Source organism: Chitinophaga sp. NPDC101104, from assembly GCF_050277495.1.
GTDB lineage: Bacteria > Bacteroidota > Bacteroidia > Chitinophagales > Chitinophagaceae > Chitinophaga.
Genome location: NZ_JBNNSF010000001.1, coordinates 572,049 through 598,682 on the forward strand (window position 1 = coordinate 572,049; position 26,634 = coordinate 598,682).

Genomic DNA, 26,634 nt, shown 5'->3' on the forward strand with positions numbered 1-26,634 from the left:
TAAAATCGCTACAATGCAGGAGCGGACTGGGCTTCGGCGGATAAAAATACCCAAGCTTGGGTATTTTCCGGCGTTGCAAACTCCACTAATTTAGTAGCCTGAAAAGAGAGATTCAGAGATACCGGAGTTCATTTGGATAGTTTTTGAGAGGTAATACTTATCGCTATGATAACCGAAGAGAAGGCGTATGATATCCTGGCCCTGGACAATTCCGCCACACCCGAGGAGATAATTGCCAGATATCAGACATTAAAGGACCAGTACAGGAAAATCAAAGAAGAGACGGCCGACCTGAAAACCCAGTTGGCATACCAGCTTAAGCAGATAGAACTGGATGACGTGTTCATATTTTTCCGGAACGTTCAAAAAATATAATCAAGATATATATTCCTGCATCGCCGAAAGCCCGGCGTTGTGGGCGCATTCATTGTTTGTTAGCTTACAAAAGCCCTGACACCCGGTCTTGCATCCTCCTGTTTGGAAACCCACTTATGCAGCATCATGATGTTCCGGTAAAGGAATTTGATTACCTTCAGGTCCTCAATTTCTTTATACTATGGATAACATTATTTTGTATGTGCTCATTGCCCTGGCGGTCATCGTCGTGCTGTCATCGTTCGTAACGGTGCAGCAGGGAACGGTGGGCGTCACCACCATTTTCGGCAAGTACAACCGCCTCCTCACCCCAGGCCTCAATTTCAAGATCCCCATCATCGAAAAGGTCTTCAAGCGCATCTCCATCCAGAACCGCTCCGTGGAACTGGAATTCCAGGCCATTACCGTAGACCAGGCCAATGTGTACTTCAAGGCCATGCTCCTGTATTCTGTATATAACCAGGAAGAAGAGACCATCAAGAACGTAGCGTTCAAATTCATGGACGAACGCTCTTTCATGCAGGCGCTGGTACGCACCATCGAAGGCTCCATCCGCGGGTTCGTGGCCACCAAGCGCCAGTCTGAAGTGCTCGGCCTCCGGCGGGACATTACCGAGCACGTGAAAGACCAGATCGATCAAACCCTGGAGCAATGGGGTTACCACCTGCAAGACCTCCAGATGAACGATATCACGTTCGACGAAGCGATCATGCGCTCCATGGCGCAGGTAGTAGCGTCCAACAACCTGAAGGCCGCCGCCGAAAACGAAGGCCAGGCCCTCCTCATCACCAAAACCAAAGCCGCCGAAGCCGATGGTAACGCCATCAAGATCGCCGCGGAAGCCGAGCGCCAGGCCGCACAACTCCGCGGTAAAGGCGTAGCCCTCTTCCGGGAAGAAGTGGCCAAAGGTATGAGCCTCGCCGCCCGTGAAATGCAACAGGCCAACATGGACACCTCCGTGATCCTGTTCTCCATGTGGGTAGAAGGCATCAAGAACTTCGCCGAAAACGGCAAAGGCAACGTCATCTTCCTCGACGGCTCCTCCGAAGGCATGGAAAAAACCATGAAGCAGCTCATGGGCCTCAACCAGATGATGGGCCCCGAAAACATGCAGTTCAAAAAATAACGACATATTTTTTTTATAGCGCGAAAGCGGCCCCCGGCGGGCCGCTTTCGCTTTTTCACTACATCCCGCCGCTCCGCCATTCCGGCTTCCCGTTCCTGTGCTTCACCGGTTTCCCGTTGAATTCCCGCCTTTGCAGGCATAATTTTCATCCCGGAATACAACCGGTACCCATAAACGAAAAACGCGGAAGGCAAGTTCCGCGCCAGGAAAGTGCGCCGGCTATGGTCAGGCGCGCGTTTGATGATGAAAAAACGGCGGCCCGCAAAGGCCGCCGTTACTTATTTTCTGCGTTTCTGGAAGAACTCTTTCACCATCCGTAAACTCTCTTCCCCCAGCAAACCCGTTTCCACTTTCGTTTTCGGATGAAAGGGCGATTTGCCGTCCGTCACCCGGCGATAGCCGTTCTTTTCATCAGGCGCTGCGTACACGATGCGCCCGATCTTGCTCCAGTACAGCGCGCCGGCGCACATCACGCAAGGTTCCAACGTCACATAGAGCGTGGCTTCCATGAGGTATTTGGCGCCGAGGTAATTGAAGGCCGACGTCAGCGCGATCATTTCCGCGTGCGCCGTACAATCGGTCAGCATCTCCACCTGGTTATGCCCCCGGCCGATCACCTGCCCGTTCATCACCACCACAGCGCCAATCGGCACTTCTCCCTTCTCTTCGGCCAGGCGCGCTTCTTTCAGGGCCTGGCGCATGAAATGCTCGTCGGTCATTGTACCATATTTATAAATTCATCTTCCGTCAGGATCTTGACGGTATTGATCTTTTTCGCTTTTTCCAGTTTGCTGCCGGCATCTTCGCCCACGATCAGGTAATTGAGCTTACTGCTCACGCCGCTGAGGATTTTCCCGCCCTGGGCTTCCACCATGGCCTCGGCATCGCTGCGCTTCAATTTATGAAGCGTACCGGTGAAGAGGAAGGTTTGTCCGCTGAGGGTCCCTTCTTCCGAGCGCGAACCCTTACTGCTGGCGAGGTTCAGGCCCAGCGCCCCGAGTTTTTCCAGCATGTGGATATTGTCCTCGTTGAGGAAAAACTGCCGTACGCTGCCGGCCACTTTCGGCCCGATGTCTTCCAGCGCCAGGAGCTGCTCTTCCGTATAAGATGCGAGGTCGAGCAGGTGAGACACGGCGTTGGCGAGGGTTTTGGCCGTGGTTTCGCCGACGTAACGGATCCCCAGCCCGAAGATCAACCGGTGCAGCGGCTGCGCCCTCGAGGCTTCGATGGCCGTTTGCAGGTTGGAGACAGACTTCGGCCCGAAGCCTTCCAGCTTGCCGATGGCGTCGAAATCGAGCGTGTAAATACCGGGCACGTCTTTAAGCAGGCCAAGGCCATAAAACTTGCGCACGTTGCTTTCGCCGAGGCTGCGGATGTCCATCGCGTCTTTGCTCACGAAATGGATCATCCGTTCCACCACCTGTGCTTCGCAATTGATGTTCACGCAGCGCCACACGCTTTCGCCTTCCGGCTTGAACAGCGGATCGTGGCACACGGGGCATTCCTTGGGGAACACGATATCGGTTTCGGAGCCGTCGCGCAGGTCGGCCACGGATTTCACGATGTACGGGATCACGTCGCCGGCTCTTTCCACCAGCACGCGGTCACCGATCTTAAGGTCTTTTTCGCGGATGACGTCTTCGTTGAAAAGGCTCACGGAAGCCACGGTTACGCCACCGATAGGCACGGGGTCGATCTTGGCCACGGGCGTGATAGAGCCCGTTCTGCCCACCTGGAACTCCACGTCCCGCAGGATGCTCGTTGCCTGCCGCGCCTTGAATTTATACGCCATAGCCCAGCGCGGATGGTGCGTGGTCATGCCCAGTTTGTCCTGCAACTGGTAATCATTCACCTTGATCACCATCCCGTCGATCTCATAAGGCAGATCGTCGCGGTGCGCTTCGAATTCGGCGCAATACGCGATGACGGCATCTATCCCTTTCACGGCTTTCATTTCCTTCGCCGGGCTCCGGAATCCCAGCTGCCAGAGCATATCGAGGGTATTGCTATGGGTCTGGATGGCGGGAGGTTCTTCCATCCCGTCCTGCATCGTATGGAAGCTCATATGATAGAGGAACGCTTCCAGGCCGCGTTTCGCCACTTCATTGGGGTCTACGATGCGCAGGGAGCCGGACGCGGCGTTGCGCGGGTTGGCCAGCGGCGGGAGGTTGTCTGCGGCACGCTGTTCGTTCAGCCGCGCGAACGTCTTTTTATTGATGAGCACTTCGCCCCGCAGTTCTATCTGCTGGATGCCGAACCGCGAAAAGTTGGCGGAAAGCGGGATGGAACGGATCTGGCGGATGTTGACCGTGATTTCGTCGCCCTGTACGCCGTCGCCCCGCGTGGCGCCGCGTGCCAGCATATCGTTTTCATAAATGAGGGAAATGCTGGCGCCGTCGAACTTCGGTTCCACGCAATATTCGATCTCCTGCAGCCCCGAAGCTTCGCGGTTCTTGCGGTCCCAGTCCAGCAGGTCGTCTGCATTGTAGGAATTCTCCAGACTGAGCATGGGTACGAGGTGCTGCACCGTGGGGAAGTTTTTCGTAAGCCCCTGGGCCACGCGCTGCGTGGGGGAATCCGGGGTTTGCAGTTCCGGGTTTTCACTTTCCAGCTTTTTAAGCAGGGAAAACAGGCGGTCGTATTCTTCGTCGCTCAACACGGGATCGTCCTGCACATAATATCGCCAGTCGCTATGGCGGATCACTTGCCGCAGCGCGTCGGCCAGTTCCTGGGGAGTGCCCGTTTTACCGGACAACAGTGCCTTCGCTTCCGAGGCGAGGGCTATTTCAATGTCTTTCGCGTACATGATGTATCTGGATAAATCAAAAGTCTGCCGTAAATTTAAACTTTAGTTACCACGCGCGAATAAATTCTTGCCATGAAACACAGCAGTCTTGTAGCACTGGCCTTTATCCTTTTTGCCTGTAAAAGTAAGGAACCGGCAGACCTCCTCGTCCGCAACGCCGTGATCTACACGGTGGATACCGGTTTCCGCGTGATGCAGGCCATGGCCGTTACCGATGGCAAAATCGTGGCCACCGGGCCGGAAAAGGAACTGATGGCAAGATTCTCCGCGAAAGAAGAGCTCGATGCCAAAGGCGGTACCATCGTTCCCGGGTTCAACGACGCACATGCCCATTTCCTCGGATATGCGTCTTCGTTGCGGACGGTAGACCTGACCGGCGCCAAAAGCTGGGACGAAGCCCTGGCGCGGGTGCGCGACTTCGCCGCCAAAAATCCCAAAGGCTGGATCATCGGCCGGGGATGGGACCAGAACGACTGGCCCGTGAAAATTTATCCCGATAAATCGGCCCTCGACCGCATGTTCCCCGACCGCCCGGTGTTCCTGGAACGGGTAGACGGCCACGCCGTGCTGGTGAACCAGGCCGCCATCAAGCTTTCCGGCATCACGCCCGCGTCTACCGACGGCGGTGGTTCCGTGGAAGTGAAGAACGGCGCCATGACGGGCATCCTCATCGACAATGCCATATCCGGCGTGTCGAAAGTGATCCCGGAAGCCGATACTGCGGCCGTGATCGCATCGATACTGGCGGCGGAGCGGAATTGCCTGGCCGCGGGGATCACCAGTATTACCGACTGCGGATTGTCGCTCCCGGAAATGCGCCTCCTTGAAAAGCTTATCACCACCAATCGCCTGAGCCTCAAACTGAACGTGATGCTGAGCGATTCCGAAGAAAATATCGACTGGATTCTGAAATATGGTCCGTACGAAAAGGGCAACCTCCTCGTGCGCAGCGTGAAGTTCTATGGAGACGGTGCGCTCGGCTCGCGGGGCGCCTGCCTGAAACACGATTATGCCGACAAGCCGGGATGGAAGGGATTTTTACGGAAAGATTCCGCGTATTTCGCTGCCATGGCCGGATTGCTGGCGGGGTCGGATATCCAGATGTGTACGCACGCGATCGGGGATTCCGCGAACAAAGTGATTTTGCAGGTATATGCGAACGTGCTGAAAGGGCGGAACGACAAGCGTTGGCGCATCGAGCACGCGCAGGTAGTGGATTCCATCGACCGGCGGTATTTCGGGGATTACAGTATTATTCCGTCGGTGCAGCCGACCCATGCCACGTCAGACATGTATTGGGCGGAGGCGAGGTTGGGGGCAACGCGGGTGAAAACGGCTTACGCGTTCAAGGATTTGCTGGGCCAGGTGAGCTGGATGCCGCTGGGGACGGATTTCCCCGTAGAAAAGATCGATCCGTTGCGGACGTTTTATGCGGCGGTGGCGCGGAAAGATACGGCGGGTTACCCGGCCGGAGGGTTCCAGGTGGAGAACGCGCTCAGCCGGCAGGAAGCCCTGAGAGGCATGACCCTCTGGGCGGCGCAGGGCTCTTTCGAAGAAGGGACGAAAGGGAGCCTGACCCCGGGAAAAGTGGCGGATTTCGTCATCCTCAGCCAGGATATAATGAAAGCAAAAGAAGACCAGATACTCACCACGAGGATTTTAGCTACATTTATCAATGGTAAGCCACGTTACAAGGCGCCGCAGTGATGGCGCCGCGATTATTGACCATTCCACGATTATGTAAGTATGCACACCAAAAACATCAACACCCATCGCATCGAGATCCGGGATTATTTCATGGCGGCCATTTCGGTGGATTGCGTGATTTTCGGGTTCGACGAAAACGAGTTAAAAGTATTGCTCATCAAATCTGACCTGAAGGAGTACAAAGGCAAACCGTCTTTGCTGGGCGACATCGTGCATCCCGACGAAGACCTTGAGACCGCGGCGTACCGCGTATTGCGCGACCGTACCGGGCTGGAGAACGTGTATATGGAGCAGGTGCAGGCTTTCGGGGGGATTAACCGCCACCCTGCGGGGCGCGTGGTTACCATTGCGTTTTACTCGCTCGTCAACATCCAGCATTCGGAACTGAAGACGCAGGAAAACGAGCTCCACTGGCATTCCATGAAAGATATAACGGACATGGCTTTCGATCATAAAGACATCCTCGATACCTGTTATCAGCGCCTCCAGGCCAAGGTGATCGATCAGCCGGTTGGCTTCAACCTGTTACCCAAAAAATTCTCCCTCCGCGATCTGCAGAACCTGTACGAAGCCATCCTCGACGTGAAGCTCGACCGCCGGAATTTCCGGAAAAAGTTCTTCGCGATGGATTACCTGGTGGATTTGAACGAGGAGGAAAAGGACGTGCGTCACCGCCCGGCGAGGCTCTACAAGTTCAACCACGACAAATACAACCTGCACCACAAAAAGAATCTCGGTTTTTGATAGGATTTTAACCTTCCAGGTAAAAAATTTAGCTACCTTCAAATCCTTTATGGTAAAGGGTTTGATATAGGTATTCCCATGCCCTCAGGACTCCCTTAAATGTGTATATTTTTCAGAATTCGGGCGAAAAAATTGTTTTTTAACAAAGTTTTAATTAAGATTGTGTACGATATACACACTATAACGGAGAGGGGTGTAATCGAAGCAAATAGCGACCAATTTCTGAATCCAGATATTTAATCAACAGACGATATTTCAGGAGAACCCGAGCGAAAGCCATCAAGCCATTCAGCGCCTTCATGGGGCGTTTGTCATCTGATTATATTGCATTTTATCAAATTCCACGTTGTGATGCAGGACAAATATGTCTTTCATTAAACAGGCTGTTCCATCCCGGACAGCCTGTTTTCATTTTACCCACTCGTTTGTGTGTTGCCGGCCGGCGTTAAACGCTGTGAAAAATTCAGTTGCAAGGGGTTGCAGTTGAATATTTTTTAATGAAAGGTGGATATGCCTTTCAATGTTCCAAATTCCTTCTCCGTCGCAGCCTCAGCCGCTATTTTCGTAACTTGCATGTTTCCCCGGGCGCAAGCCGCGCCAGGCACAAGAAGATTTGTCAAACATGACTTATACACCGAACAACAAAATCAGGATTGTAACCGCAGCGGCCCTGTTCGACGGGCACGACGCGGCCATCAACATTATGCGCCGCATCATGCAGGGCACCGGCGCCGAAGTGATCCACCTGGGGCATAACCGCTCCGCCGCCGAAATCGTGGACTGCGCCATCCAGGAAGATGCGCAGGGCATCGCGGTAACGTCGTACCAGGGCGGGCATATCGAGTTCTTCAAGTACATGTACGACCTGCTCAAGGAAAAAGGCTGCGGCCATATCCGGATCTTCGGCGGCGGCGGCGGCACCATCCTCCCCTCCGAAATCGAAGAGCTGCACGCTTATGGCATCGCCAGGATCTACAGTCCGGACGATGGCCGGAAGTTCGGGCTCGCCGGCATGATCGAAGACGTCATCCGCCAATGTGATTTCGAAACGGTGGAAAAAGGAAAATGGAAGCTGGACGCCGCGAAACTCCGGCATTTCGACTCCCCGGAAATCGCAAAAGCCATCACTTACGCCGAAAATTTCGCGCTCAACGGCCAGCAGGAAGACCTCAAGATCATGGCCAGCCGCACCGTGCCCGTGCTCGGCATCACCGGAACGGGCGGCGCAGGGAAATCCAGCGTGACGGATGAACTGGTCCGCCGCTTCCTGCGGACGTACACCGACAAAACCATCGCCGTTATTTCCGTAGACCCGTCCAAAAAGAAAACGGGCGGCGCACTGCTGGGAGACCGCATCCGGATGAACTCCATCCATCACCCCCGCGCCTACATGCGGTCGCTCGCCACGCGCGAAAGCGATAAAGCCATCAGCCTCCATATCCAGGAAGCCATCGATATATGCAAAGCCGCCGCATTCGATTTTATCATCCTCGAAACCTCCGGCATCGGCCAGAGCGATACCGCCATCGTCGATTACTGCGACGTAGCGTTATATGTGATGACCCCCGAATACGGCGCCGCTTCCCAGCTGGAAAAGATCAACATGCTGGATTACGCCGATCTCATCTGCATCAATAAATTCGATAAGGCCGGCGCGCTCGATGCCCTGCACGACGTGCGCAAGCAATATAAGCGCAACAACGGTTTGTGGGACGCGAAAGACGAAGACCTCCCGGTAATAGGCACCATCGCTTCGCAGTTCAACGATCCCGGCGTGAACCAGCTATTCGGCCGGCTCATGCACCGGATCGTGGAAAAGACCGGGACGCACTTCGGCGAAGACAAGCCCGATAAACCCGTGACCGCCACATCCACCAAATCCCTCATCATCCCGCCCGCCCGCGTCCGCTACCTGTCCGAAATCGCGACGGCGAACACGGAGTATAACGAATGGGTGGCCGAACAATGCGCCCTTGCCACACAATGGTACCAGCTGGACGGCGTGCTCAAAACACCCGGCCTCAAACATGCCGCCGAACTGGAAGAAATCAGCCGGCATGTTGAGCAGAAGATCGCACCGGAATGCAAAGCCCTCATCAGCGGCTGGCCCGCGCTGGTAGCGAAGTTCAAAGCCGATTATTATGAATTCCAGGTGCGCGACAAAGTCATCAAGCTGCCGCTTTTCAGCGAAAGCCTCAGCCATACGCGCATCCCGAAAGTGTCGCTGCCGAATTACAACGACTGGGGAGATATCCTCCGCTGGCAGCTCACCGAAAACCTTCCCGGAGAATTCCCTTACGCAGCGGGCGTGTTCCCGCTGAAACGCGAAGGGGAAGATCCCACGCGGATGTTCGCCGGCGAAGGCGGGCCCGAGCGCACCAATAAAAGGTTCCACTACGTTTCGGTAGACCAGCCGGCCAAACGCCTGTCTACCGCGTTCGACAGCGTAACGCTCTACGGCGAAGACCCCGCCTATCGCCCGGATATTTACGGGAAGATCGGGAACAGCGGCGTGAGCATCGCTTCCGTAGATGATGCCAAGAAACTCTACTCCGGCTTCGACCTCTGCGATCCCAAGACCTCCGTGTCCATGACGATCAATGGTCCTGCCCCGATTCTGCTCGCGTTTTTCATGAACGCCGCCATCGACCAGGAGTGTGAGAAATACATCGTGAAAGAAGGGCTCCAGGAAAAAGTGGAGGCCATCATCAAGAAGAAATTCAAAGATCATCCGCTTCCCAAATACAATGGCGAACTGCCCCACGGCAACGATGGGCTGGGCCTGCGTTTGCTGGGGATTTCCGGCAGCGATGTGCTGGAGCCGGAAGTATATGCAAAGATCAAAGCGTATGCGCTCAGTACCGTTCGCGGTACGGTGCAGGCCGATATTCTGAAGGAAGACCAGGCGCAGAATACCTGCATCTTCTCCACGGAGTTTGCCCTGAAGCTCATGGGCGACGTGCAGGAATATTTCATCCGCGAGAAAGTCCGCAACTTCTATTCGGTGAGCATTTCAGGGTACCACATCGCCGAAGCCGGCGCCAATCCTATTACGCAACTCGCGTTCACGCTGGCCAACGGTTTCACGTACGTGGAATATTACCTGAGCCGCGGCATGAACATCGACGATTTCGCGCCCAACCTGTCTTTCTTCTTCAGCAACGGCATGGACCCCGAATATGCCGTGATCGGCCGTGTGGCCCGGCGCATCTGGGCGAAGGCCATCAAGTATAAATACAAGGGGAACGACCGCTCGCAGAAACTGAAATATCATATCCAGACATCGGGCCGCAGTCTGCACGCGCAGGAGATCGACTTCAACGACATCCGTACTACGCTGCAGGCGCTCTATGCCATTTACGACAACTGCAATTCCCTCCACACCAACGCGTACGACGAAGCCATTACCACGCCCACCGAAGAAAGCGTGCGCCGGGCCATGGCCATTCAGCTCATCATCAACCGCGAACTGGGAACGGCGAAGAACGAAAACCCCAACCAGGGCAGCTTCTTCGTGGAAGAACTGACAGATCTCGTGGAAGAGGCCGTGCTGGCGGAATTCAACCGCATCACGGAGCGCGGCGGCGTATTGGGCGCCATGGAAAGGATGTACCAGCGCAACAAAATCCAGGAAGAAAGCCTGTATTACGAATCGTTGAAACATTCCGGCGAGTTTCCCATCATCGGTGTAAATACCTTCTTAAATAAAAACGGCTCGCCCACGATCATTCCGGCGGAAGTGATCCGTTCCACTACGGAGGAAAAGGAATACCAGATCAATGCGCTGAACGCTTTCCAGGAAAGGCATGCGGCCGATGGTGAAGCGCAGCTGAAGAAGCTGCAGGAAGTGGCGGTGCAGAACGGCAACTTGTTCGCGCAGCTCATGGAAACCGTGAAATACTGTACCCTCGGGCAGATCACCCACGCGCTGTACGAAGTGGGCGGGCAATATAGAAGGAATATGTAGACAGCATCAAAATTCATCATAAAAAGCACGACCGGTAAGGTCGTGCTTTTTTATTGGGGCCGTTTTGTTATTTGATTCGCTTCTATCGTATCTTTCCGGCATGCAAACGGCTACCACATACCAGCAACGGATCGACGAAATCACCCTTCAGTTCCGCCAGACCGACGCCCGGCTCAAACAGCTCAGTTTCATACGGCTGCTGGCTTTCGTAGGCATCCTTTACACCGGGATACAGTATTTCCGGCAGGATTTTCACTGGCCCTGGCTGCTGGGCGCGTTCGTGCTCGTTTGCGGTTTCATCTGGAGCCTGGCGCGGTATCAGAAAGGGAAAGACCATCGGGCTTATCTGAGAGAGCTGCTTTCCCTCAATGAAAAAGAATTGAAACTGGTGACCGGCGGCGGCGCTGATTTTGAAGATGGCGAAGCGTTTATCGACGATCAGCATGATTTTTCCGGCGACCTGGATGTGTTCGGGCCTTCGTCGCTGTATCAGCATATCAACCGCACCGGCACGCTGTCGGGCAAAACACGGCTGGCCAACTGGCTGAAATCGCCCCTGCAATCCGCCGAAGCAGTCCGCGAAGTGCAGGCCGCGGTGCAGGAATTGAGCCCCAGGATCGGGTTCCGGCAGGATTTTGCGGCGCATGCCCGGCTGGCGAACGAGTCTCCGCGCGACATGGAGGAGATCCGCCTGTGGAAATCCGCGCCCATGGAGTTTGTGCACCGGAAAGGTTTGCGGATCGCTGCGTATGTGATGCCTGCGCTCGTATTGGGTGGAATTGTTTATTATGGGATCACCGGTGTATATATCTGGATGTTACTGGCGCTGTTCGTGAACTGGGGGATTTTGGGGATGAACGTCAAGAAAGTGAATGCCCAGCACATCCTGGTGTCCAATAAAGAAAAGGTGCTGGCGAAATTCGCGGTGCTGCTGCGGATGATCGGAGCGGAAAACTGGAAAGGCGTGCCTTGGCTGGAAGCGCGCAAGCGTACCGCTACGGATGCCGACCGCTCGCTCCACGCACTGGCGCGCGTGAGCAACGCGCTCGACCAGCGGATGAACCTGCTGGTGGGGATCGTGCTGAATTCGGTCATGTTGTACGACATTCACTGCATGTTCCGCCTGGAACGCTGGAAGGAAAGGCATCGCGGGGATATGGACGAGTGGCTGGATGCGATCGCGCTCATGGAAACGGCCAACAGTCTTGCCACATTTACTTTCAATCATCCCGACTATATTTTCCCGGAAGTGGGCGGTGGAATGAGTGGTACCGGCGGAGAAGGGATCGGCCATCCGCTGATCCCCGAAAGCGAATGCGTGAAAAACGACTGGCGCATCGCCGGGAAGGAACAATGCCACATCGTGACGGGGTCGAACATGAGCGGGAAAAGTACTTTCCTGCGGAGCGTGGGCGTGAACTGGCTGCTGGCGATGACCGGCGCGCCGGTGTGTGCGGTGGAATTCCGGTGCCACCCGGTGCGCATCATGACGTCGATGCGGATCAGGGATTCCATTGCACGGCATACGTCGTATTTCCAGGCGGAGCTGCAGCGGCTGCAGCGCATCATCGATGTATTGAAAAGCGGGGAGGAAGTGTTCATCATCCTCGACGAAATCCTCAAAGGCACGAATTCTGAAGATAAACTGACGGGCTCCCGCGAGCTGGTGAAGCATTTCCTGCAGTTCCGCTGCGCGGGGATGATCGCCACGCACGACCTGGAGCTGGGGGCGCTGGAAGCGGAGTGCCCCGGGCAGGTGCGCAACTACTGTTTCGAAAGCAGTCTCGATAATGGAAAACTGCATTTCGATTACACGATGCGCCCCGGCATCGCGCGGAATAAAAACGCGACTTTTCTCATGCGGCAGATGGGGATTATATAAATTTTTGTCGTACTAATAAAATTAGTATTTTTACTAAAATTATTAGTGTATATGACGCTCCCGTTCAGCGATACACCCGCTTCATTCCCATACTATAAAGGCCGCGGCGCCCAGGTGAACCCTAAGAACAAATACCTGGCGGAAGAGTACGCGCAGGAACATCCCGAAGGCATCGACGAATGGTGGCAGGCGGACGTTCCCACGCAGATCTTCGAAGAAAACGCGAAAACGCTCGTGAATAAGGTCGACAGTCCGGATGTGGGCATGTGGTACTCCATGAACCCATACCAGGGCTGCGAGCACGGCTGTATTTATTGTTATGCCCGGAACTCGCACCAGTTCTGGGGTTTCAGTGCCGGCCTGGATTTCGAGCGGAAGATCGTCGCCAAGACGAATGCGCCGGAGTTGCTCCGCAAGTTCCTCAATAATAAGAACTGGGTCCCCAGGCCGGTGTCCCTTTCTGGCAATACGGACTGTTACCAGCCGCTGGAGCGCAAAATGTGGCTGACGCGGCAGTGCCTCGAAGTGGCCTGGGAGTATCGCCAGCCGGTGGGGATCATCACGAAAAATGCGCTGGTGTTGCGGGATAAGTACATCCTGCAGAAGATGGCGGAGCATCAGCTCATCTGTGTGTATGTAAGCCTGACGACATTGCAGGAAGACCTTCGCCAAAAGATGGAGCCGCGGACGGCCACGGCCGTGCAGCGCCTGAAGGTGATCCGGGAGTTGTCGGAACTGGGAGTTCCGGTGGGTGTGATGACGGCGCCCATCATCCCGGGGCTGAACGATCACGAAATCCCCCGGTTGCTGGAACAGGCGGCGGAGAACGGCGCGAAGTACGCGGGGTACACGGTGGTCCGCCTGAACGATGCGGTGAAGATCATTTTCAAAGATTGGCTGCAGAAGAATTTCCCCGACCGGTCAGAAAAGGTGTGGCACATGATCGAAGGGCTGCACGGCGGCGAAGTGAATGATAGCCAGTTTGGCCGCAGGATGCGTGGCGACGGGAACCTGGCAGACATCATCCGCCAGCAGTTCAGAGTGCAAACGAAACGCCTGGGCATGAACCAGGAAAAATTCGAGTTCAATACGAGCCTGTTCGCCCGGCCTACGAACCAGTTGAAACTGTTTTGAGGGATATGTCCCTTGTTCGATTGGCAAGGATAATTGTGCTTTTTCAACTAACATCATTGTTGTCGCGACGATTCCTCATCAATCAGTTTGATAAAAGCATCAACATGCTTTTTAACCGACAAGATGCTTTCGCGAGGATTTAATATCAATCAGTTTGATATAAAAACCAGCACGTTTTATTAGCCGACTAGATTGTTTTCGCAAAGATTTAATATCAATCAGCTTGATTTAAAAAACCAGCACGTTTTATTAGCTGACAAGATTGCTTTCGCGACGATTCAATATCGATCAGTTTGATAATAAAAACAGCATGCTTTTTTAGCCGACAAGATTGCTTTCGCGCGGCGACCGGGCTTTCGATTTCCCTGTTTTCTTTTGTTTGCGCAAACGGTTGATCCACATGATGATGCCGGTGATGGGGAAGGTGACGCCCAGCAGGCAAACGATGAGCCCGATGATTTTCGAAGGCGTGCCCCAGATAGAAGCGATATGCACCGGCTTGAAAGTACTGCGTACCCGCTGCCCCAGGTTTCTGTCCCCGAACGCCTGCAACTGCAGCACCTCTCCTGAATACTGGTCGATGAACAGGTTATCCGATGCGGATTCGTGCGCCGATCGCGGCGTGATCATGCTGACACTGTAGGCGGCCGCGGAGTCTTTCGGTTTGGCGATGTTGTAGAAATGCGCATCCGGAACGGTGGCTTTCGCTTTTTGATACACCACATCGAAGGCAACGGGCTTCGCCTCCGCAACATAGTGCGATGCGGGCGGGGGCGTGCCTTTGGGCGAGGAGTTCGTCACTTTGTAGATCCCGTCGTTGAACCATTCGAACGACCAGGCCAGCCCCGTAAATGCAAAGATGAACAGGAAGATGGCCGCGTAGAAGCCCAGTACAATGTGCAGATCGTGGTTCAGGCGCTTCCAGCCCGCATCCCACTTCACTTTCAGGCGCTGCCTGAGAATGTTCCGCGTTTTGGGCCACCACAGGATGATCCCCGTCAAAATAATGAACAGGAAAACCAGGGTGCAGATCCCCACGATCATCTTGCCCACGGCGCCGCCCAGCATCCAGCGGTGCAGCGCGAACATGGTATAGAAAAACGTGTCCTGGTACACGTATATTTCGATCACTTCGCCGGTGTACGGGTTCATGAAAGCCTTCTTTCCTCCGCCACCGCCCGGGCGGCCGGCTGCAGGTTTGGCGTCTTTCTTCTTTTCGCCGGCGCCTTCTTTCTTTTCGCCTTTCTTTTCAGCGGGCGAAAAAGTCAGTTCCACGCTTCGCGCCGGATCGTTGTAAATCCTGAAAGCACTCACTTTCGCGCCGGGCACCTTTTCGTTGAGGTTGTTGACCAGTTGGGCCAGCGGTAGTCTTTCGCCCTGAGGTTCAACGTAATATCTTTCTTTTGAAAAAGTATGATTGAGCTCTTCTTCGAAAACGAGCACGGCCCCGGTAAAGCAGGTGACCATGATGACGAGGCCCGCGGCCAGGCTGAGGTAAAGGTGAATATTCCGGAAAAAAATCTTCATAAAATGTGCTTCTTTATCAGTGCCGGCATGCCGGATTGCCGCAAAGGACGGGAATCGTAGCGGGAAAGGTTTTTCAAATCGGGAATTTTTCGGGAAAATAAAAAAGGCACAAGCAGAAGCTTGCGCCCGTTATATTAGCAGCATATTCCTATAAGGCGTTTTTATAATGTAAATGCAGTTGCATAACAATCCCTTCCACGTATTGCGGTCGGAAAGGGGCATCCGCGATGTAACTGAAAGATTCTCAGGTCCTGGAGTCAGTACATGGGGTTGTGCATTGCATCGTTTCTCGTATTGGCAAAGGTAAACAGCTCAACAATATCCTCCACCACATAAACATGTGAAATGGCGGTTTCGGCAGACGGAACGCACAAATCATGGTATAAAGCGGTTATTTTTGCCTGATTTTCCCCCAAACTATGCGAACGCCCCGTCCCATTCGCCTCCTGCCGGTCACGGTTCCGGTTATTTTGCTCCAGTTACCGGCGCATGCGCATCAGCCTGCTCCCGCTGCTGCCGTCTTGCCCGCCGGATGGTTTTACGCCGTTCTCGCACTGGCGCTCGCGGCCGTCGTGTACGCCATCCACCGCCTGCGCGTCAATCACATCCTGGCTACCGAAAAAGTGAGGAGCCGCATCGCCAGGGACCTGCACGACGATATGGGCAGTACCCTCACCTCCATCAACATCATGAGCGCCATGGCCCAGAAGAGCGCCGGGCGCGGCGAACTGGAGAAAACGCGGGAGTTCCTCGCCAAGATCGGCGATAGCACCACCCGCATGATGGAAAGCATGGACGACATCGTCTGGAGCATCAACCCGCATAACGACAGCACGCCGCGCGTCATCGCCCGGATGCGGGAATTCACCACCGGCGTGCTGGAAGCCCGGGGGATCGGGTTTTCCTTCAACATCGACGAAAAGATCTACAGCCGGAAGCTCCGGCTGGAAAACCGGCACGACTTCTTCATGATCTACAAGGAGTCCATCACCAACATCGCCAAGTACGCGCAATGCACCTTTGCCGACGTCCGCATCCAGCTCCGGAAAGGCCAGCTGGTACTGCGGGTGCAGGATAACGGCGTGGGGTTCGATGTGAAGGAAGCCGGGGACGGGGACGGGCTCATGAACATGCAGCGCCGCGCCTACCGGATGAACGGGCAGTTCAGCATCCAGAGCCAGATGGGCAAAGGCACCGTGGTGACGCTCATGTTCCCTACCACATAAGCATGTGATTGGCGCTTACCCCGCCGATCGTTACCTTTACTTCAGTTATCAACTACCCAAACCCTGGATATGATCCGAATCGTGTTATACGAGGATAACACCAAATTGCGAGAGAACCTGACATTACTGATCGACGGAGCACATAATTTTGTAGTATGCGGCGCATTCCGTAATTGCGACAACATCCTGCAGCAGATGGACGATCTGCTCCCTGACGTACTGTTAATGGACATCGACATGCCCGGCGTCAACGGCATCGAAGGCCTGCGCATCGTCCGCTCCCGTTTCCCGCAAATGCCCATTCTCATGCTCACCGTGTTCGACGACAACCAGCACGTATTCGAGGCCATCAAAGCAGGTGCAGACGGGTATCTGCTGAAAAAGACCCCGCCAGACAAGCTTCTCGAATATATCCAGGACGTATACGACGGCGGCGCGCCCATGACGTCGAGCATCGCGCGGCAGGTGTTGCACCTGTTCGCCCGCCAGCCTTCCGACCGCAACGAGATGTACAACCTTTCCGAACGGGAAAAGGAAGTGCTACAGCTGCTCGTTAACGGGTACAGTTACAAAATGATCGCGTCGGAGATCTTCATTTCGATCGATACCGTGCGTTCCCATATCAAGAAAATCTATGAAAAACTGCATGTAAACTCCAAGTCGGAGGCCGTAGCCAAGGCTTTCCGCGACAAACTCGTGTAATTCACATATCGCCAACATGTCATGACGCCCGGATCACATCCTTATGTGGTTGCGGGAAGGGGAACCGTTTTTCAATTTTGCATCGTGAAAGCTGAAAACGGAATTGAACCAGCGCCATTTAACCCCATCATGACACCATTTTTCAAATACACCGGGCTTGCGGCAGCCATGATTTTCGCCGCAGCGGCGTGCCGGAAAGACCGGCCCCAACGCGGGCAGAACTCGCCGGGCCACCTGCTCATGCGCACCACCGAAGGCGCCGGCAAAGTGAACCGTTACGAGTATACGCAGAGCGGCCAGCTCAGCAAGCAGGTATATTATGCAGGATTTACCACCGCCGATTCGGCATACATGACGTTCAGCTATAAAGACGGGATGCCGGAAAAAATGTCGGTCGGCGGGGAAGAGACGCGTTATTTCTATGCCAGCGGCCGCCTGGCGAAGATGGAAGTGCATACGGTGGCGGAAGGGATGCAGTATTACTGGGAGTACCAATACGAAAGCGGCCGGCTGGTACAGGAAACGGGATTCGAAAAGGTGAACGGTGGATGGAAGGCCAATGCCCGGCGGGTGTTGACGTACGATGCGCGGGGGGACCTGGCGAAAAGGGAATTCTTTACCGACGATAACCATAGCGGCAATTTCCATAAAGTCCATTATGTGGAATACAGCGGTTACCTAGATCACCCGGACCCTGTGGAACAGCTGGCGGTCCAGCGGCAGGTGCCCGGCACGCAGGTGGTGCCCCGTTTGTATACGAAAGAGCAATGGTACGATGGACAAGGCTTCGAAGAATGGACGACGGAGTATGGTTACCGGTTCAATGAAGCGGGTTACCCGGCGGAAAAAGCCGTGCTGTCCAAAAATCCCGACGGCCATGCAATCAACAGAACAACAGTTACATACGCTTACAATAGGTAGACGCCTGAACGAATTCCCCCTCAAACATTCATTGTTCCCCAAAGGGCACACACACCGTGTGCCCTTTCCCTTTCAACACTTTTGGCCGGAAATTTGTTAGCATAGCAACAAAAACATCCCAACAATGACAAAGCAATTGACCCGCCTTTTCACGGTTTTAGGAGCGGCTACGCTGCTGTTCAGCGCCTGTGCGTCGCAAAAAGGCACAACGGTAACCGCTGGCGGCTTGCGCAAGGCGGCCACCGGCAGCTGGTCCCTCAACAGCATCACTTATGAAGGCCTTCCTTCTGATGCGAAAATCTCCTCCGTATTTTCCAATATCCCGCCCGATTGCCTGAAGGGCAGCAGGTGGGTGTTGCCTTCCAACAGCAAGGGCTCATATACCGTAAACAGTTCGGCTGCCGGCTGCGCGCCTGGCACGCAGAACATCGTTTGGAGCACCATCAACCAGGGTGGTTCCATTATGTTGCAGTTCAAGGAAGTGATGACCGGCGAGAAGGCGAAAAACGTGCTGGACGGTTACCGGGTAGAGCTTGCGCAGGCAGACGGGAGCAGCATGGTATGGCGGGCGCCGGTAACACATGACGGAAAAACAGCTTATATAGTTTATTCATTCAGTAGACAGTAATTGCCTGACTGCGATCGGAATAACAGGAAAAAGCGGGGCAAAATTTGCTCCGCTTTTTCGTTTTTAGTTATTGTATCTTTGCCCTTCGTTTCAAATTCATATGAAAGCATTTAACTTATTTATCAAATACCGCTTGCCGCTTGGACTGGTACTTCTCGTAGGCGGTATCGCCCTCGGCCTTGGCGTGGGCTGGTGGGAAGCTACGATCGTGCTCGTGCTGGCCCTGGTTTGCATTGTGACCCATTTTCTCTTTGGCCCTATGCGGCTGGTGCAGGAAGCCGTGGAAATGGGGGACGTAGACGGCGCCATGCGATATATGAACATGGTAAAATTCCCGAAACTGCTCATCAAGCCCATCCGTTCCGTATACTACTTCATGCAGAGCAACCTGGCCATGCAAAACCAGGATCTCGACAAAGCCGAAGCTGCCGTAAAGGCCAGCATCAAAACCGGTAGCCCGATGAAGGAATACGAAGGGATGCAGTTCTTCCAGCTGGGCACCATCGCCTATCAGAAAAACGACATCAAATCGGCCGATGCGAACCTGAAAAAAGCCGTGCGCCTCGGTCTTCCCGATAAAGAGAACACCGCCGGTGCCCTGCTGATGCTCTGCTCCATCGCCATGAGCCGCCGCGATTTCAAAACCGCGAAAGATTACTTCCGCCGTGCGAAAGCGCAAAAACCCACGACCGAACAGATCGTGAGCCAGATCAAGGAAATGGATAAATACATCAGCCGCATGCCCGGTTGATCAGCTTATATTATTATGGAAAAAGCCAGACCGTTCAGGTCTGGCTTTTTTTTATGGCATCATCAATGAACGAATGTTCTATCTGGCATTTCGAATTACACGCTACGTTATTAAATCTTTATTAATCCCTTATCGATGCCAGACTTTATAAGTAACGCTATTAACAAAACGAAGTGAATGATGAAGTACCATGGAACAATTCTGCGCCACTTTTTCAATTGAGCTTCCGTGAATTCCTCCTCTTCAAGCCGGCTTTTACTAAAGATGATTGATATCATACCCATTATCCCCAGGAAATAGACGGTTGCCATGATTCGCTTGAATAACTTGTTTTTGATTGGTCCCCAGAAGATCAGTACATCCGGCGAGATACTAAACACGATACCAATTTGAACCACGTGCATAAAAAGCAAAAAAGATAAAGTCACAATGGTCCTGGTATAAGGGATACCTTTGTTAAGGTGAAGGAAATACTGGTAAAACCCGGCAGCGAACCTGTATATCATATGAATGTCGATATAGTTATGTTGTAATTGGGTTTTGGAATTGCCGACACGATGGGATTATATCCTGATTAATCCTCTATCGACGCCGGATTTAAATATCAAAGTGAACAATAAGATAAAATTGATGATGACATACCATGCTATAATCAACCGCCATTTTTTCGTCTGCGCTTCGGTGAACGTAATGGCTGCAAGCCGGCTTTTGCTGAAGACCAAAGACAGCAGTAAGCCGATTACCAGGAAGTAAACGCCCGCACAAATTTTCTGTAAAAACCTGTATTTGATAGGCCCCCAGAAAAACAGCGTGTCTGGGGGTATGTGAAACACAATCCCGATTTCCGCAATATGCATGAACACCGAGAAAGACAATAATACAAGTGTCCTGAAGTATGGGGCATCTAATTTTTTGTATAGGAAATACTGGTAGAAACTGGCTGCGAATCGAAATAGCATATATTAAATATAATTCAATCCATCCATCAAAACAATGTATCCGCAACCCGATCCCGGATTAGGTGAGTCGGGTTGAATGGCGCTTGCGGGTTACGATGAATGCAACCTACTTCTTACCACTCGATAACTTTATGAATGACGCCAGACTTAAACGGTCTGGCTTTTACAATCACATGTCAGCTCCCCGTAAAAAAATAACACAAACGACCTTGACAAAACCAAAAGTTTTGTTAAATTTAAAGCGTGTTAAAAGTGAATTCCCCATTGCTAAATCGAATTTGTAAGGGGAAAATGTATGTAGTAACGAAACGGGAAAAATATCTAAGTCGCTAATCAAAAAAAGACAATTCCGGCATCGCTGTCTGAAGAATCGAGAGAGACAGCCATGCCGCTGCAACGCCACCACATTCTAAAAGAGCATTATTCTTTCAACCAAAATTCATAACCAGCTAAATTCTGTCAAAACACTGCAAACTGCGGAGATTGGAGCTGATGTAAGCTAATTATTCATCAGGACAGCAGCATTCGTCTCATAACCAAATGGCCACCGGCCAGCGGAAATTACACGCATTTTAGTCGCTACGGAATTATCATCAGCAGCACTTCATTCGCGCCGCCAGGCTATCAGAACCTGCTACAGGACATGACATTTTCTTTCGCGCTCAAGCGCGCACCATGCCGGCCAGGCGAGGCAGGGAAAGGTATGCCCCAAATATTCCGCAGTTGCCGTCCAAAGACAGATAGAGGCACTACTCTCAAAAACACCTTTATGTTCAAGCGTATCTTCTTACTGGAGTTCCTGCTGTTGCTGCTATGCGTGAGCGCATACGCCCAGGAGCGCCGCATCACCGGCAAGGTCCGGGAAAAAGACGGCAGTCCGCTCCCCGGCGCCACCATCATTGAAAAGAGCCATCGCACCAACGGCACGGTTGCTTCGGCCGACGGCTCTTTCGCACTCACGCTCAAGGGCACCGGCAACGTGATCATCGTCAGCCTCATCGGCTTCGACCCCCAGGAAGTGAACGTCACCGGAAAAGATGCCGTAGACATCGTATTGCAGGTGGGCTCCAAAACCCTCGGCGATTACGTCGTGATCGGCTACCAGGAAGTATCCCGCCGCAAAAACACCGCCTCCATCGCCACCGTGAAAGGCGAAACGATCGAGAACCTCCCCGCCGTGAGCGTAGACATGATGCTGCAGGGCCGCGTGAGCGGCGTGAACGTACAGAACTTCACCGGTGAGCCCGGTGTCCGCAACACCCTCGTGGTACGCGGTAACACCTCGGTGCTCCGCGGTTACGACGAAGCCCGCGCCCTTTCCCGCCCGCTGTATGTGATCGACGGTATCCCCACCTCCGCCTCGGAACTGGGTGAAATGGAATCCAACGGCACAGGCACCAACGCCATTGCAGGCCTCAACCCGAACGATATCGAGTCCATCGACATCCTCAAAGACGCCTCCGCCGCCGCCATCTACGGCTCCCGCGGCTCCAACGGCATCATCATCATCAAAACGAAAACCCCCAAACTCGGCAAGCCCCAGTTCAACTTCAGCACCTACCACGGCTTCACCCGCAGGCCGCAACTCGCCGAAGTAGTAGGCGGAGCGGAAGAACGCCGCCTCAAAATGAAACTCCTCAATCTCTATAACGGGTATATCGACAACGAAACGCTGCCGATGATGCTGACAGACAGCCTCAACCCGGCTTTCAATAACGCTACCGACTGGCAGGGCATGTTTTACCAGAACGGGCAGATCGACAACTACGATGTCAGCATGTCTGGCGCCAGCGACGTTTTCAATTACCGCGTAAGCCTCGGCCATTACAAAGAAGACGGGATCATCAAAAAGACCGGGTTCAAGCGCTATACCGTGATGGCCCGCCTCGGCGCCAAGTTCACGCCCTGGCTGGAAAACCAGACCCGCGTCCGGATCAACCGTACCGACCGGCCACGCTCGTCTAACGAACGCACCGGCAGCTTCTTCGCATTCGACACGTACTCCATGCCTTCTTCGTTTTTCGGGCTGACGGACGCGTCGAGAGACTACCTCCTGGGGAACGACCGCGGGCAGAACAAGAACATCAACAACCAGCTGGAACTCAGCACCGTGTTCAACGTCAGCCTCATGAAAAACCTGCGGTTCAACACCACGCTGACCTATTCCAACGAAAGCCAGGCGCGCAACTTCTACCAGCCGGGCCTGGTCCGCAACAATACATTCGGGTTCGGGGCGGCCTTCTCCAGCAAAACGGAAGGCATCATCATGTATAACACCCTCGAATATTCCAAGAAATTCGGCAAGCATGACCTGAACGGGATCATCGGCCAAAACGCGGAATATACCCAGTACCAGAACACCTTCGCCAGCGCGGACCTCATCCCGAACGACTATATCTGGGTAGTGAACGTAGCGAACAAGAACTATTCCACCACGAGCTCCCTCACCACTGAAGAGGGCATGCAAAGCCTGTTCAGCCGTATCAACTATTCTTTCAACGACCGCTACCTGTTGTCGGCCGTATTCAATTTCGACGCATCGTCCAAATTCGGTAAAGACAGCCGCTGGGGCTTCTTCCCCTCGGTATCTGCCGGCTGGATCGTGAGCGACGAGCCTTTCATGAAAGACCTCAGTTGGCTGAGCTTCCTGAAAGTTCGCGGCAGTTACGGCGTTACGGGCACCCAGCCGCAGCGGAACTACCTTGGCTACAATACGTATGTCGTAAACCAGGCCGCCTTCCAGGGCAGTATAGGCGCAACTTCCTACAACGGGGTACCGGTTATCCGCCCGAACTATTTCGACGGGATCGCGCAGAAAGACCTTTCCTGGGAAGAATCTCACCAGGGCAACGTAGGCCTGGAAGCAGGGTTCTTCAAAGACCGCATCCGCATTATCGCAGACCTGTACAACCGGAGCACGTCCAAAGGCTTCTTCAGCTACCTGCTTCCCAACTCCAGCGGCTATTCCGAAGCGCAGACGAACGCCATCGGCCTCCGCAATGCCGGCGTGGAACTGACGATCAATACCCGGAACCTCAATCCGAAAAGCAAACTGCAATGGTATACTGACTTCGTGTTCTCCCACAACCAGAACACGATCACGTCGCTCCCGAACGGCGGCCGCTCCATCGTTTTCAACTACAACACCGGTGTTTACGGGCTGGATTATCTGCTCACCGTGGGCAGGCCGGCGAACCAGTATTATGTGTTTGAGTCGAGAGGGATTTATTCTACCCAGAAAGACATTCCCTTCAACCTGCTGACCGGCCGGTTGCTGACCAACTTCGTGGGGTATGAATATCATCCCGGCGACCCGATCCTCGTGGACCAGGATGGTAACTTCGACATCAAGGAACCGATGGACCAGATCATCGGCGGCGATCCCAACCCGCGGTATTACGGCGGTTTGAACAACAACTTCGAGTACAAGGGCTTTACGTTCGGCGTGTTCCTCAGCTATACGTTCGGCCGTTCGATCATGAACAGCTACCTGAACCGCAGGCTGGAGTACCTGTTCGAAGGTTCCGGCGATGGTGGTGAGACCTCATTTTCGCGGAGGGCCATCTTCGACGTGGACAAACTCAATTACTGGAAACGTTCCGGCGACATTGCGGAATACCCGACCCTTTCGCTCGTGAGAGACCAGCGTTCTCCCTACCGTTTCCTGGACAAGAACACGATGTATATTGAAGACGGCTCGTATGTCCGCATCAAAACCGTAACGTTCGGCTACAATTTCCAGAAGCCCATTATCGAGCGGCTGAAGCTGAGCAGGCTGCGGCTGTACGGGGTGATCGACAACATGTACACTTTCCAGCGGAATAATATTCCCGATGCGGAAGCCGTAAATGCTTACGGTGTATATACCGGCGACGGTTATCCGATCCCGATGAAATTCACCCTTGGCATTGACGTCGGATTCTAGGCTCCACTTTAAAAATGACATTATGAAACAATCAAGATATGTAATCGCCGCCGTACTGCTCTGTGCAATCGTATTCGGCAGCTGTAAGAGAATCCTGGAGCTGGAGCCCAAAACCGGGCCTACCAGCATCTCTTTCTGGAAAAACGATAAAGATGCGCTGGCCGGTTTGATGGGAGGATACGCCCTCACCCGCGAAGCACTTATGGACGAGAACCGTTTCTTCGTGTACGGCGATATTACCGCCAACACGTTCCGCGTCACGTATTCTTCCGACTATTCCATCCACCAGATCGCCAACGGGGAACTGGACGGCGTGTATTACGGCTACCTGGAGAACCTCCAGAACTGGTCGCTGTACTACAAAGCCATCGCCCAGGCGAACCTCCTCGTCCAGAAAATCCCTACCATTCCGGATAACGCTTTCGCCATTGGTGCGAACAAGGCTTATTATACCGGGGAGGCCCATTTCCTCCGCGCGTTCCTCTACTTTTACATCTCCCGTGTTTGGGGCGACGTTCCAATGATCCTGGAGCCTGTTGAAGACCTCTCCCAGGCCAAAAACATCGGGCGTGAAAAACAAAGCGTAGTGCTGGCCCAGTGCCTCAAAGACGTGGAATCCGCTATCCAGCTGCTGCCTGAAACGCCCATTCAGACCAACGACCGCGGCGTCCGCGCCTCCCGCGCTTCCGCACTCGCCCTGAAAGCGCATATCTACGCCTGGATGAAAGATTTCACCAAGTGCGAAGAAGCCACCCGCGACCTCGTAGCCAGCCCCGGCAAATATGGACTGAAATTCATCACCGACTCCGCAGAATACAGCCGCCTCACCATCGGACGCTCCATGGAAGCAGTTTTCGAAATCAATATCGACGAAAAACAGAACGAAGGTTCCGGGCCCGACATCTACGGTTCGTTCCAGGGCATCGGTTCCAAAACGCTGTATGTTCCCTACCTCGCCACCCGCGAGCCCCGCAATCCGGACAACGTTCCCTGGATGGCGCATAAAACGACCTACGAAAACGTGTACTGGGAAGATAACGACCTGCGCGCCCAGCTCTGGTTCGAAAAAGATCCCAACAGCTACATGGAAGGCAATTACATGGTGAAAAAATATGCCAACATCACTTACCGCGACGGCGATGTAAGGAAAGACCCCCGGCAGTCGAACAACCTGCTCGTCTTCCGCCTTTCCGACATTATCCTCCTCCGTGCCGAAGCCCTGTTCAAAACCGGCAAGGAAGCCGAAGCGCGCGACCTGGTGAACAAGGTGCGCACCCGCGCCCGCCTCGAAGCCCTCGACGGCACTACCGCCGGCGATGACCTTTATTATTTCATCATCACCGAGCGCCAGCGCGAGCTGTTCGCGGAAGGCCATGCTTTCTGGGACCTCCTTCGCACAGGGTTCGTCAACGATTTCAACGCCCAATTCGCCAACGCCACGGAGCCGGGATCAGACAGGTACGGCAAAAACTACTGGCCCATTCCCCGCGTGCTGTTCAAAGACAACATGCTGATGAAACAGACGCCTTACTGGAACGGCAGACTTTAATTTCAAATCCAAAACCGACAATCATGCAATCAAACATAAAATGGATATGGATGTTGTTGCTGGCAGCCACTTTCGCTTCCTGCAAGAAAACCGATTATTTCATCGGCGGCAGCACCCACGATCCCAAATTCAACGGTACCACATACGAATTCCTGAAAACGAACCCGCTGTTCGACACGCTCGTGCTGCTGATCGATAAAACCGGGCTGAAGGATGAAGTCAACGCCGCGGGGACCTTCTTCGCGCCTACCGACTACGCCATCCAGAATTACGTGAAGAAAGTGGTACAGGTTCGGAAACAACTCGAAGCCAACGACGAAAACCTGAAATTCGAATTCGGTGAGCTGGATTTCCCCAAATACAAGGATTCCCTCCGCGCCTACCTCTTCCCGCAACGGATCGAGCGCGCAGCATTGACGAAAACCGGACAGTATTACACGTCCAAAGACGGTGAAAAACGTCACATCACCCTGTGGGACGACCCCAGCGGTGCATATATCAACGACGGCCTCACTCTCATTCCGCAGTACATCTACTTCACGAAAGTCATCGGCACGCTCGACCCGCTGATCAACGACGACGTACCTACCGAAGAGCGGGACAAACGCGTGGTGGTACAGACGTCCGGCGTGATTACCAACAACGGCGTCGTGCATGTACTGGCGAACTATCACAATTTCACTTTTGCTGAACTCAATTAATTTT

Annotated in this window: 18 protein-coding genes; 15 read left to right on the forward strand and 3 right to left on the reverse strand. The window is 53.8% G+C overall.

Annotation, left to right across the window (positions count from 1 at the left end; translation table 11 throughout):
- Positions 1-165: 165 nt before the first annotated feature.
- Positions 166-375, forward strand: a complete 210-nt coding sequence (locus ACQKLP_RS02520) for a hypothetical protein (RefSeq protein WP_126245731.1) — start codon at positions 166-168, stop codon at positions 373-375.
- 181 nt (positions 376-556) lie between these two features.
- On the forward strand, positions 557-1,501 hold the full coding sequence (locus ACQKLP_RS02525) for an SPFH domain-containing protein (RefSeq protein WP_427319743.1): 945 nt from the start codon (positions 557-559) through the stop codon (positions 1,499-1,501).
- 278 nt (positions 1,502-1,779) lie between these two features.
- Here ACQKLP_RS02525 and ACQKLP_RS02530 read toward each other — a convergent pair whose 3' ends face one another.
- Both ACQKLP_RS02530 and ligA read right to left on the reverse strand, forming a co-directional pair.
- Positions 1,780-2,220, reverse strand: coding sequence for a nucleoside deaminase (locus ACQKLP_RS02530; protein WP_427319745.1), 441 nt, complete (start codon positions 2,218-2,220; stop codon positions 1,780-1,782).
- Positions 2,217-4,307: an NAD-dependent DNA ligase LigA gene (gene ligA / locus ACQKLP_RS02535; protein ID WP_427319747.1), complete on the reverse strand. Its 2,091-nt coding sequence runs from the start codon at positions 4,305-4,307 to the stop codon at positions 2,217-2,219. Before ligA ends, ACQKLP_RS02530 begins: the two co-directional genes overlap by 4 nt.
- A 72-nt stretch (positions 4,308-4,379) precedes the next feature.
- Between ligA and ACQKLP_RS02540 the strand changes: the two genes are divergently transcribed.
- The 5 genes from ACQKLP_RS02540 (at position 4,380) to ACQKLP_RS02560 (ending at position 13,741) form a co-directional block, all read left to right on the forward strand.
- Positions 4,380-6,014: an amidohydrolase gene (locus ACQKLP_RS02540; protein WP_427319749.1), complete on the forward strand. Its 1,635-nt coding sequence runs from the start codon at positions 4,380-4,382 to the stop codon at positions 6,012-6,014.
- 39 nt (positions 6,015-6,053) lie between these two features.
- Positions 6,054-6,758, forward strand: a complete 705-nt coding sequence (locus ACQKLP_RS02545) for an NUDIX hydrolase (protein WP_341842485.1) — start codon at positions 6,054-6,056, stop codon at positions 6,756-6,758.
- A gap of 622 nt (positions 6,759-7,380) precedes the next feature.
- Positions 7,381-10,725, forward strand: a complete 3,345-nt coding sequence (locus tag ACQKLP_RS02550) for a methylmalonyl-CoA mutase family protein (protein ID WP_427319751.1) — start codon at positions 7,381-7,383, stop codon at positions 10,723-10,725.
- Between the two features lie 100 nt (positions 10,726-10,825).
- Positions 10,826-12,607 carry a MutS-related protein gene (locus ACQKLP_RS02555; RefSeq protein ID WP_427319753.1) on the forward strand — a complete coding sequence of 594 codons (1,782 nt, stop codon included), beginning with the start codon at positions 10,826-10,828 and terminating at the stop codon, positions 12,605-12,607.
- A gap of 51 nt (positions 12,608-12,658) precedes the next feature.
- Positions 12,659-13,741, forward strand: a complete 1,083-nt coding sequence (locus ACQKLP_RS02560) for a PA0069 family radical SAM protein (protein ID WP_427319755.1) — start codon at positions 12,659-12,661, stop codon at positions 13,739-13,741.
- Positions 13,742-14,059: 318 nt separating this feature from the next.
- Here ACQKLP_RS02560 and ACQKLP_RS02565 read toward each other — a convergent pair whose 3' ends face one another.
- Complete coding sequence (locus tag ACQKLP_RS02565; RefSeq protein WP_427319757.1) at positions 14,060-15,268, reverse strand: PepSY-associated TM helix domain-containing protein; 1,209 nt, start codon at positions 15,266-15,268, stop codon at positions 14,060-14,062.
- Positions 15,269-15,687: 419 nt separating this feature from the next.
- On the opposite strand from ACQKLP_RS02565, the gene ACQKLP_RS02570 reads away from it, so the two are divergent.
- The 8 genes from ACQKLP_RS02570 (at position 15,688) to ACQKLP_RS02605 (ending at position 26,630) form a co-directional block, all read left to right on the forward strand.
- Positions 15,688-16,494: a sensor histidine kinase gene (locus tag ACQKLP_RS02570; RefSeq protein WP_427319759.1), complete on the forward strand. Its 807-nt coding sequence runs from the start codon at positions 15,688-15,690 to the stop codon at positions 16,492-16,494.
- Between the two features lie 69 nt (positions 16,495-16,563).
- Positions 16,564-17,196 (forward strand): response regulator, encoded by a 633-nt coding sequence (locus ACQKLP_RS02575; RefSeq protein ID WP_427319761.1) that lies wholly within the window; start codon positions 16,564-16,566, stop codon positions 17,194-17,196.
- Between the two features lie 129 nt (positions 17,197-17,325).
- On the forward strand, positions 17,326-18,117 hold the full coding sequence (locus tag ACQKLP_RS02580; RefSeq protein ID WP_427319763.1) for a hypothetical protein: 792 nt from the start codon (positions 17,326-17,328) through the stop codon (positions 18,115-18,117).
- 124 nt (positions 18,118-18,241) lie between these two features.
- Positions 18,242-18,745 carry a hypothetical protein gene (locus tag ACQKLP_RS02585; protein ID WP_427319765.1) on the forward strand — a complete coding sequence of 168 codons (504 nt, stop codon included), beginning with the start codon at positions 18,242-18,244 and terminating at the stop codon, positions 18,743-18,745.
- Between the two features lie 100 nt (positions 18,746-18,845).
- Positions 18,846-19,496, forward strand: coding sequence for a tetratricopeptide repeat protein (locus ACQKLP_RS02590; protein ID WP_427319767.1), 651 nt, complete (start codon positions 18,846-18,848; stop codon positions 19,494-19,496).
- A 1,728-nt stretch (positions 19,497-21,224) separates the two neighbouring features.
- Positions 21,225-24,380, forward strand: a complete 3,156-nt coding sequence (locus ACQKLP_RS02595) for a SusC/RagA family TonB-linked outer membrane protein (protein WP_427319769.1) — start codon at positions 21,225-21,227, stop codon at positions 24,378-24,380.
- 22 nt (positions 24,381-24,402) lie between these two features.
- Positions 24,403-25,929, forward strand: coding sequence for a RagB/SusD family nutrient uptake outer membrane protein (locus ACQKLP_RS02600; protein WP_427319771.1), 1,527 nt, complete (start codon positions 24,403-24,405; stop codon positions 25,927-25,929).
- Positions 25,930-25,952: 23 nt separating this feature from the next.
- Positions 25,953-26,630 carry a fasciclin domain-containing protein gene (locus tag ACQKLP_RS02605; RefSeq protein ID WP_427319773.1) on the forward strand — a complete coding sequence of 226 codons (678 nt, stop codon included), beginning with the start codon at positions 25,953-25,955 and terminating at the stop codon, positions 26,628-26,630.
- The last annotated feature ends 4 nt before the right edge of the window (positions 26,631-26,634 follow it).

Excerpts from the sequence above, each read along its gene's own strand:
- ACQKLP_RS02520 (WP_126245731.1), top strand. The coding sequence starts at position 166 with ATGATAACCGAAGAGAAGGCGTATGATATCCTGGCCCTGGACAATTCC.
- ACQKLP_RS02525 (WP_427319743.1), top strand. The coding sequence starts at position 557 with ATGGATAACATTATTTTGTATGTGCTCATTGCCCTGGCGGTCATCGTC.
- ACQKLP_RS02530 (WP_427319745.1), bottom strand. The coding sequence starts at position 2,220 with ATGACCGACGAGCATTTCATGCGCCAGGCCCTGAAAGAAGCGCGCCTG.
- ligA (WP_427319747.1), bottom strand. The coding sequence starts at position 4,307 with ATGTACGCGAAAGACATTGAAATAGCCCTCGCCTCGGAAGCGAAGGCA.
- ACQKLP_RS02540 (WP_427319749.1), top strand. The coding sequence starts at position 4,380 with ATGAAACACAGCAGTCTTGTAGCACTGGCCTTTATCCTTTTTGCCTGT.
- ACQKLP_RS02545 (WP_341842485.1), top strand. The coding sequence starts at position 6,054 with ATGCACACCAAAAACATCAACACCCATCGCATCGAGATCCGGGATTAT.
- ACQKLP_RS02550 (WP_427319751.1), top strand. The coding sequence starts at position 7,381 with ATGACTTATACACCGAACAACAAAATCAGGATTGTAACCGCAGCGGCC.
- ACQKLP_RS02555 (WP_427319753.1), top strand. The coding sequence starts at position 10,826 with ATGCAAACGGCTACCACATACCAGCAACGGATCGACGAAATCACCCTT.
- ACQKLP_RS02560 (WP_427319755.1), top strand. The coding sequence starts at position 12,659 with ATGACGCTCCCGTTCAGCGATACACCCGCTTCATTCCCATACTATAAA.
- ACQKLP_RS02565 (WP_427319757.1), bottom strand. The coding sequence starts at position 15,268 with ATGAAGATTTTTTTCCGGAATATTCACCTTTACCTCAGCCTGGCCGCG.
- ACQKLP_RS02570 (WP_427319759.1), top strand. The coding sequence starts at position 15,688 with ATGCGAACGCCCCGTCCCATTCGCCTCCTGCCGGTCACGGTTCCGGTT.
- ACQKLP_RS02575 (WP_427319761.1), top strand. The coding sequence starts at position 16,564 with ATGATCCGAATCGTGTTATACGAGGATAACACCAAATTGCGAGAGAAC.
- ACQKLP_RS02580 (WP_427319763.1), top strand. The coding sequence starts at position 17,326 with ATGACACCATTTTTCAAATACACCGGGCTTGCGGCAGCCATGATTTTC.
- ACQKLP_RS02585 (WP_427319765.1), top strand. The coding sequence starts at position 18,242 with ATGACAAAGCAATTGACCCGCCTTTTCACGGTTTTAGGAGCGGCTACG.
- ACQKLP_RS02590 (WP_427319767.1), top strand. The coding sequence starts at position 18,846 with ATGAAAGCATTTAACTTATTTATCAAATACCGCTTGCCGCTTGGACTG.
- ACQKLP_RS02595 (WP_427319769.1), top strand. The coding sequence starts at position 21,225 with ATGTTCAAGCGTATCTTCTTACTGGAGTTCCTGCTGTTGCTGCTATGC.
- ACQKLP_RS02600 (WP_427319771.1), top strand. The coding sequence starts at position 24,403 with ATGAAACAATCAAGATATGTAATCGCCGCCGTACTGCTCTGTGCAATC.
- ACQKLP_RS02605 (WP_427319773.1), top strand. The coding sequence starts at position 25,953 with ATGCAATCAAACATAAAATGGATATGGATGTTGTTGCTGGCAGCCACT.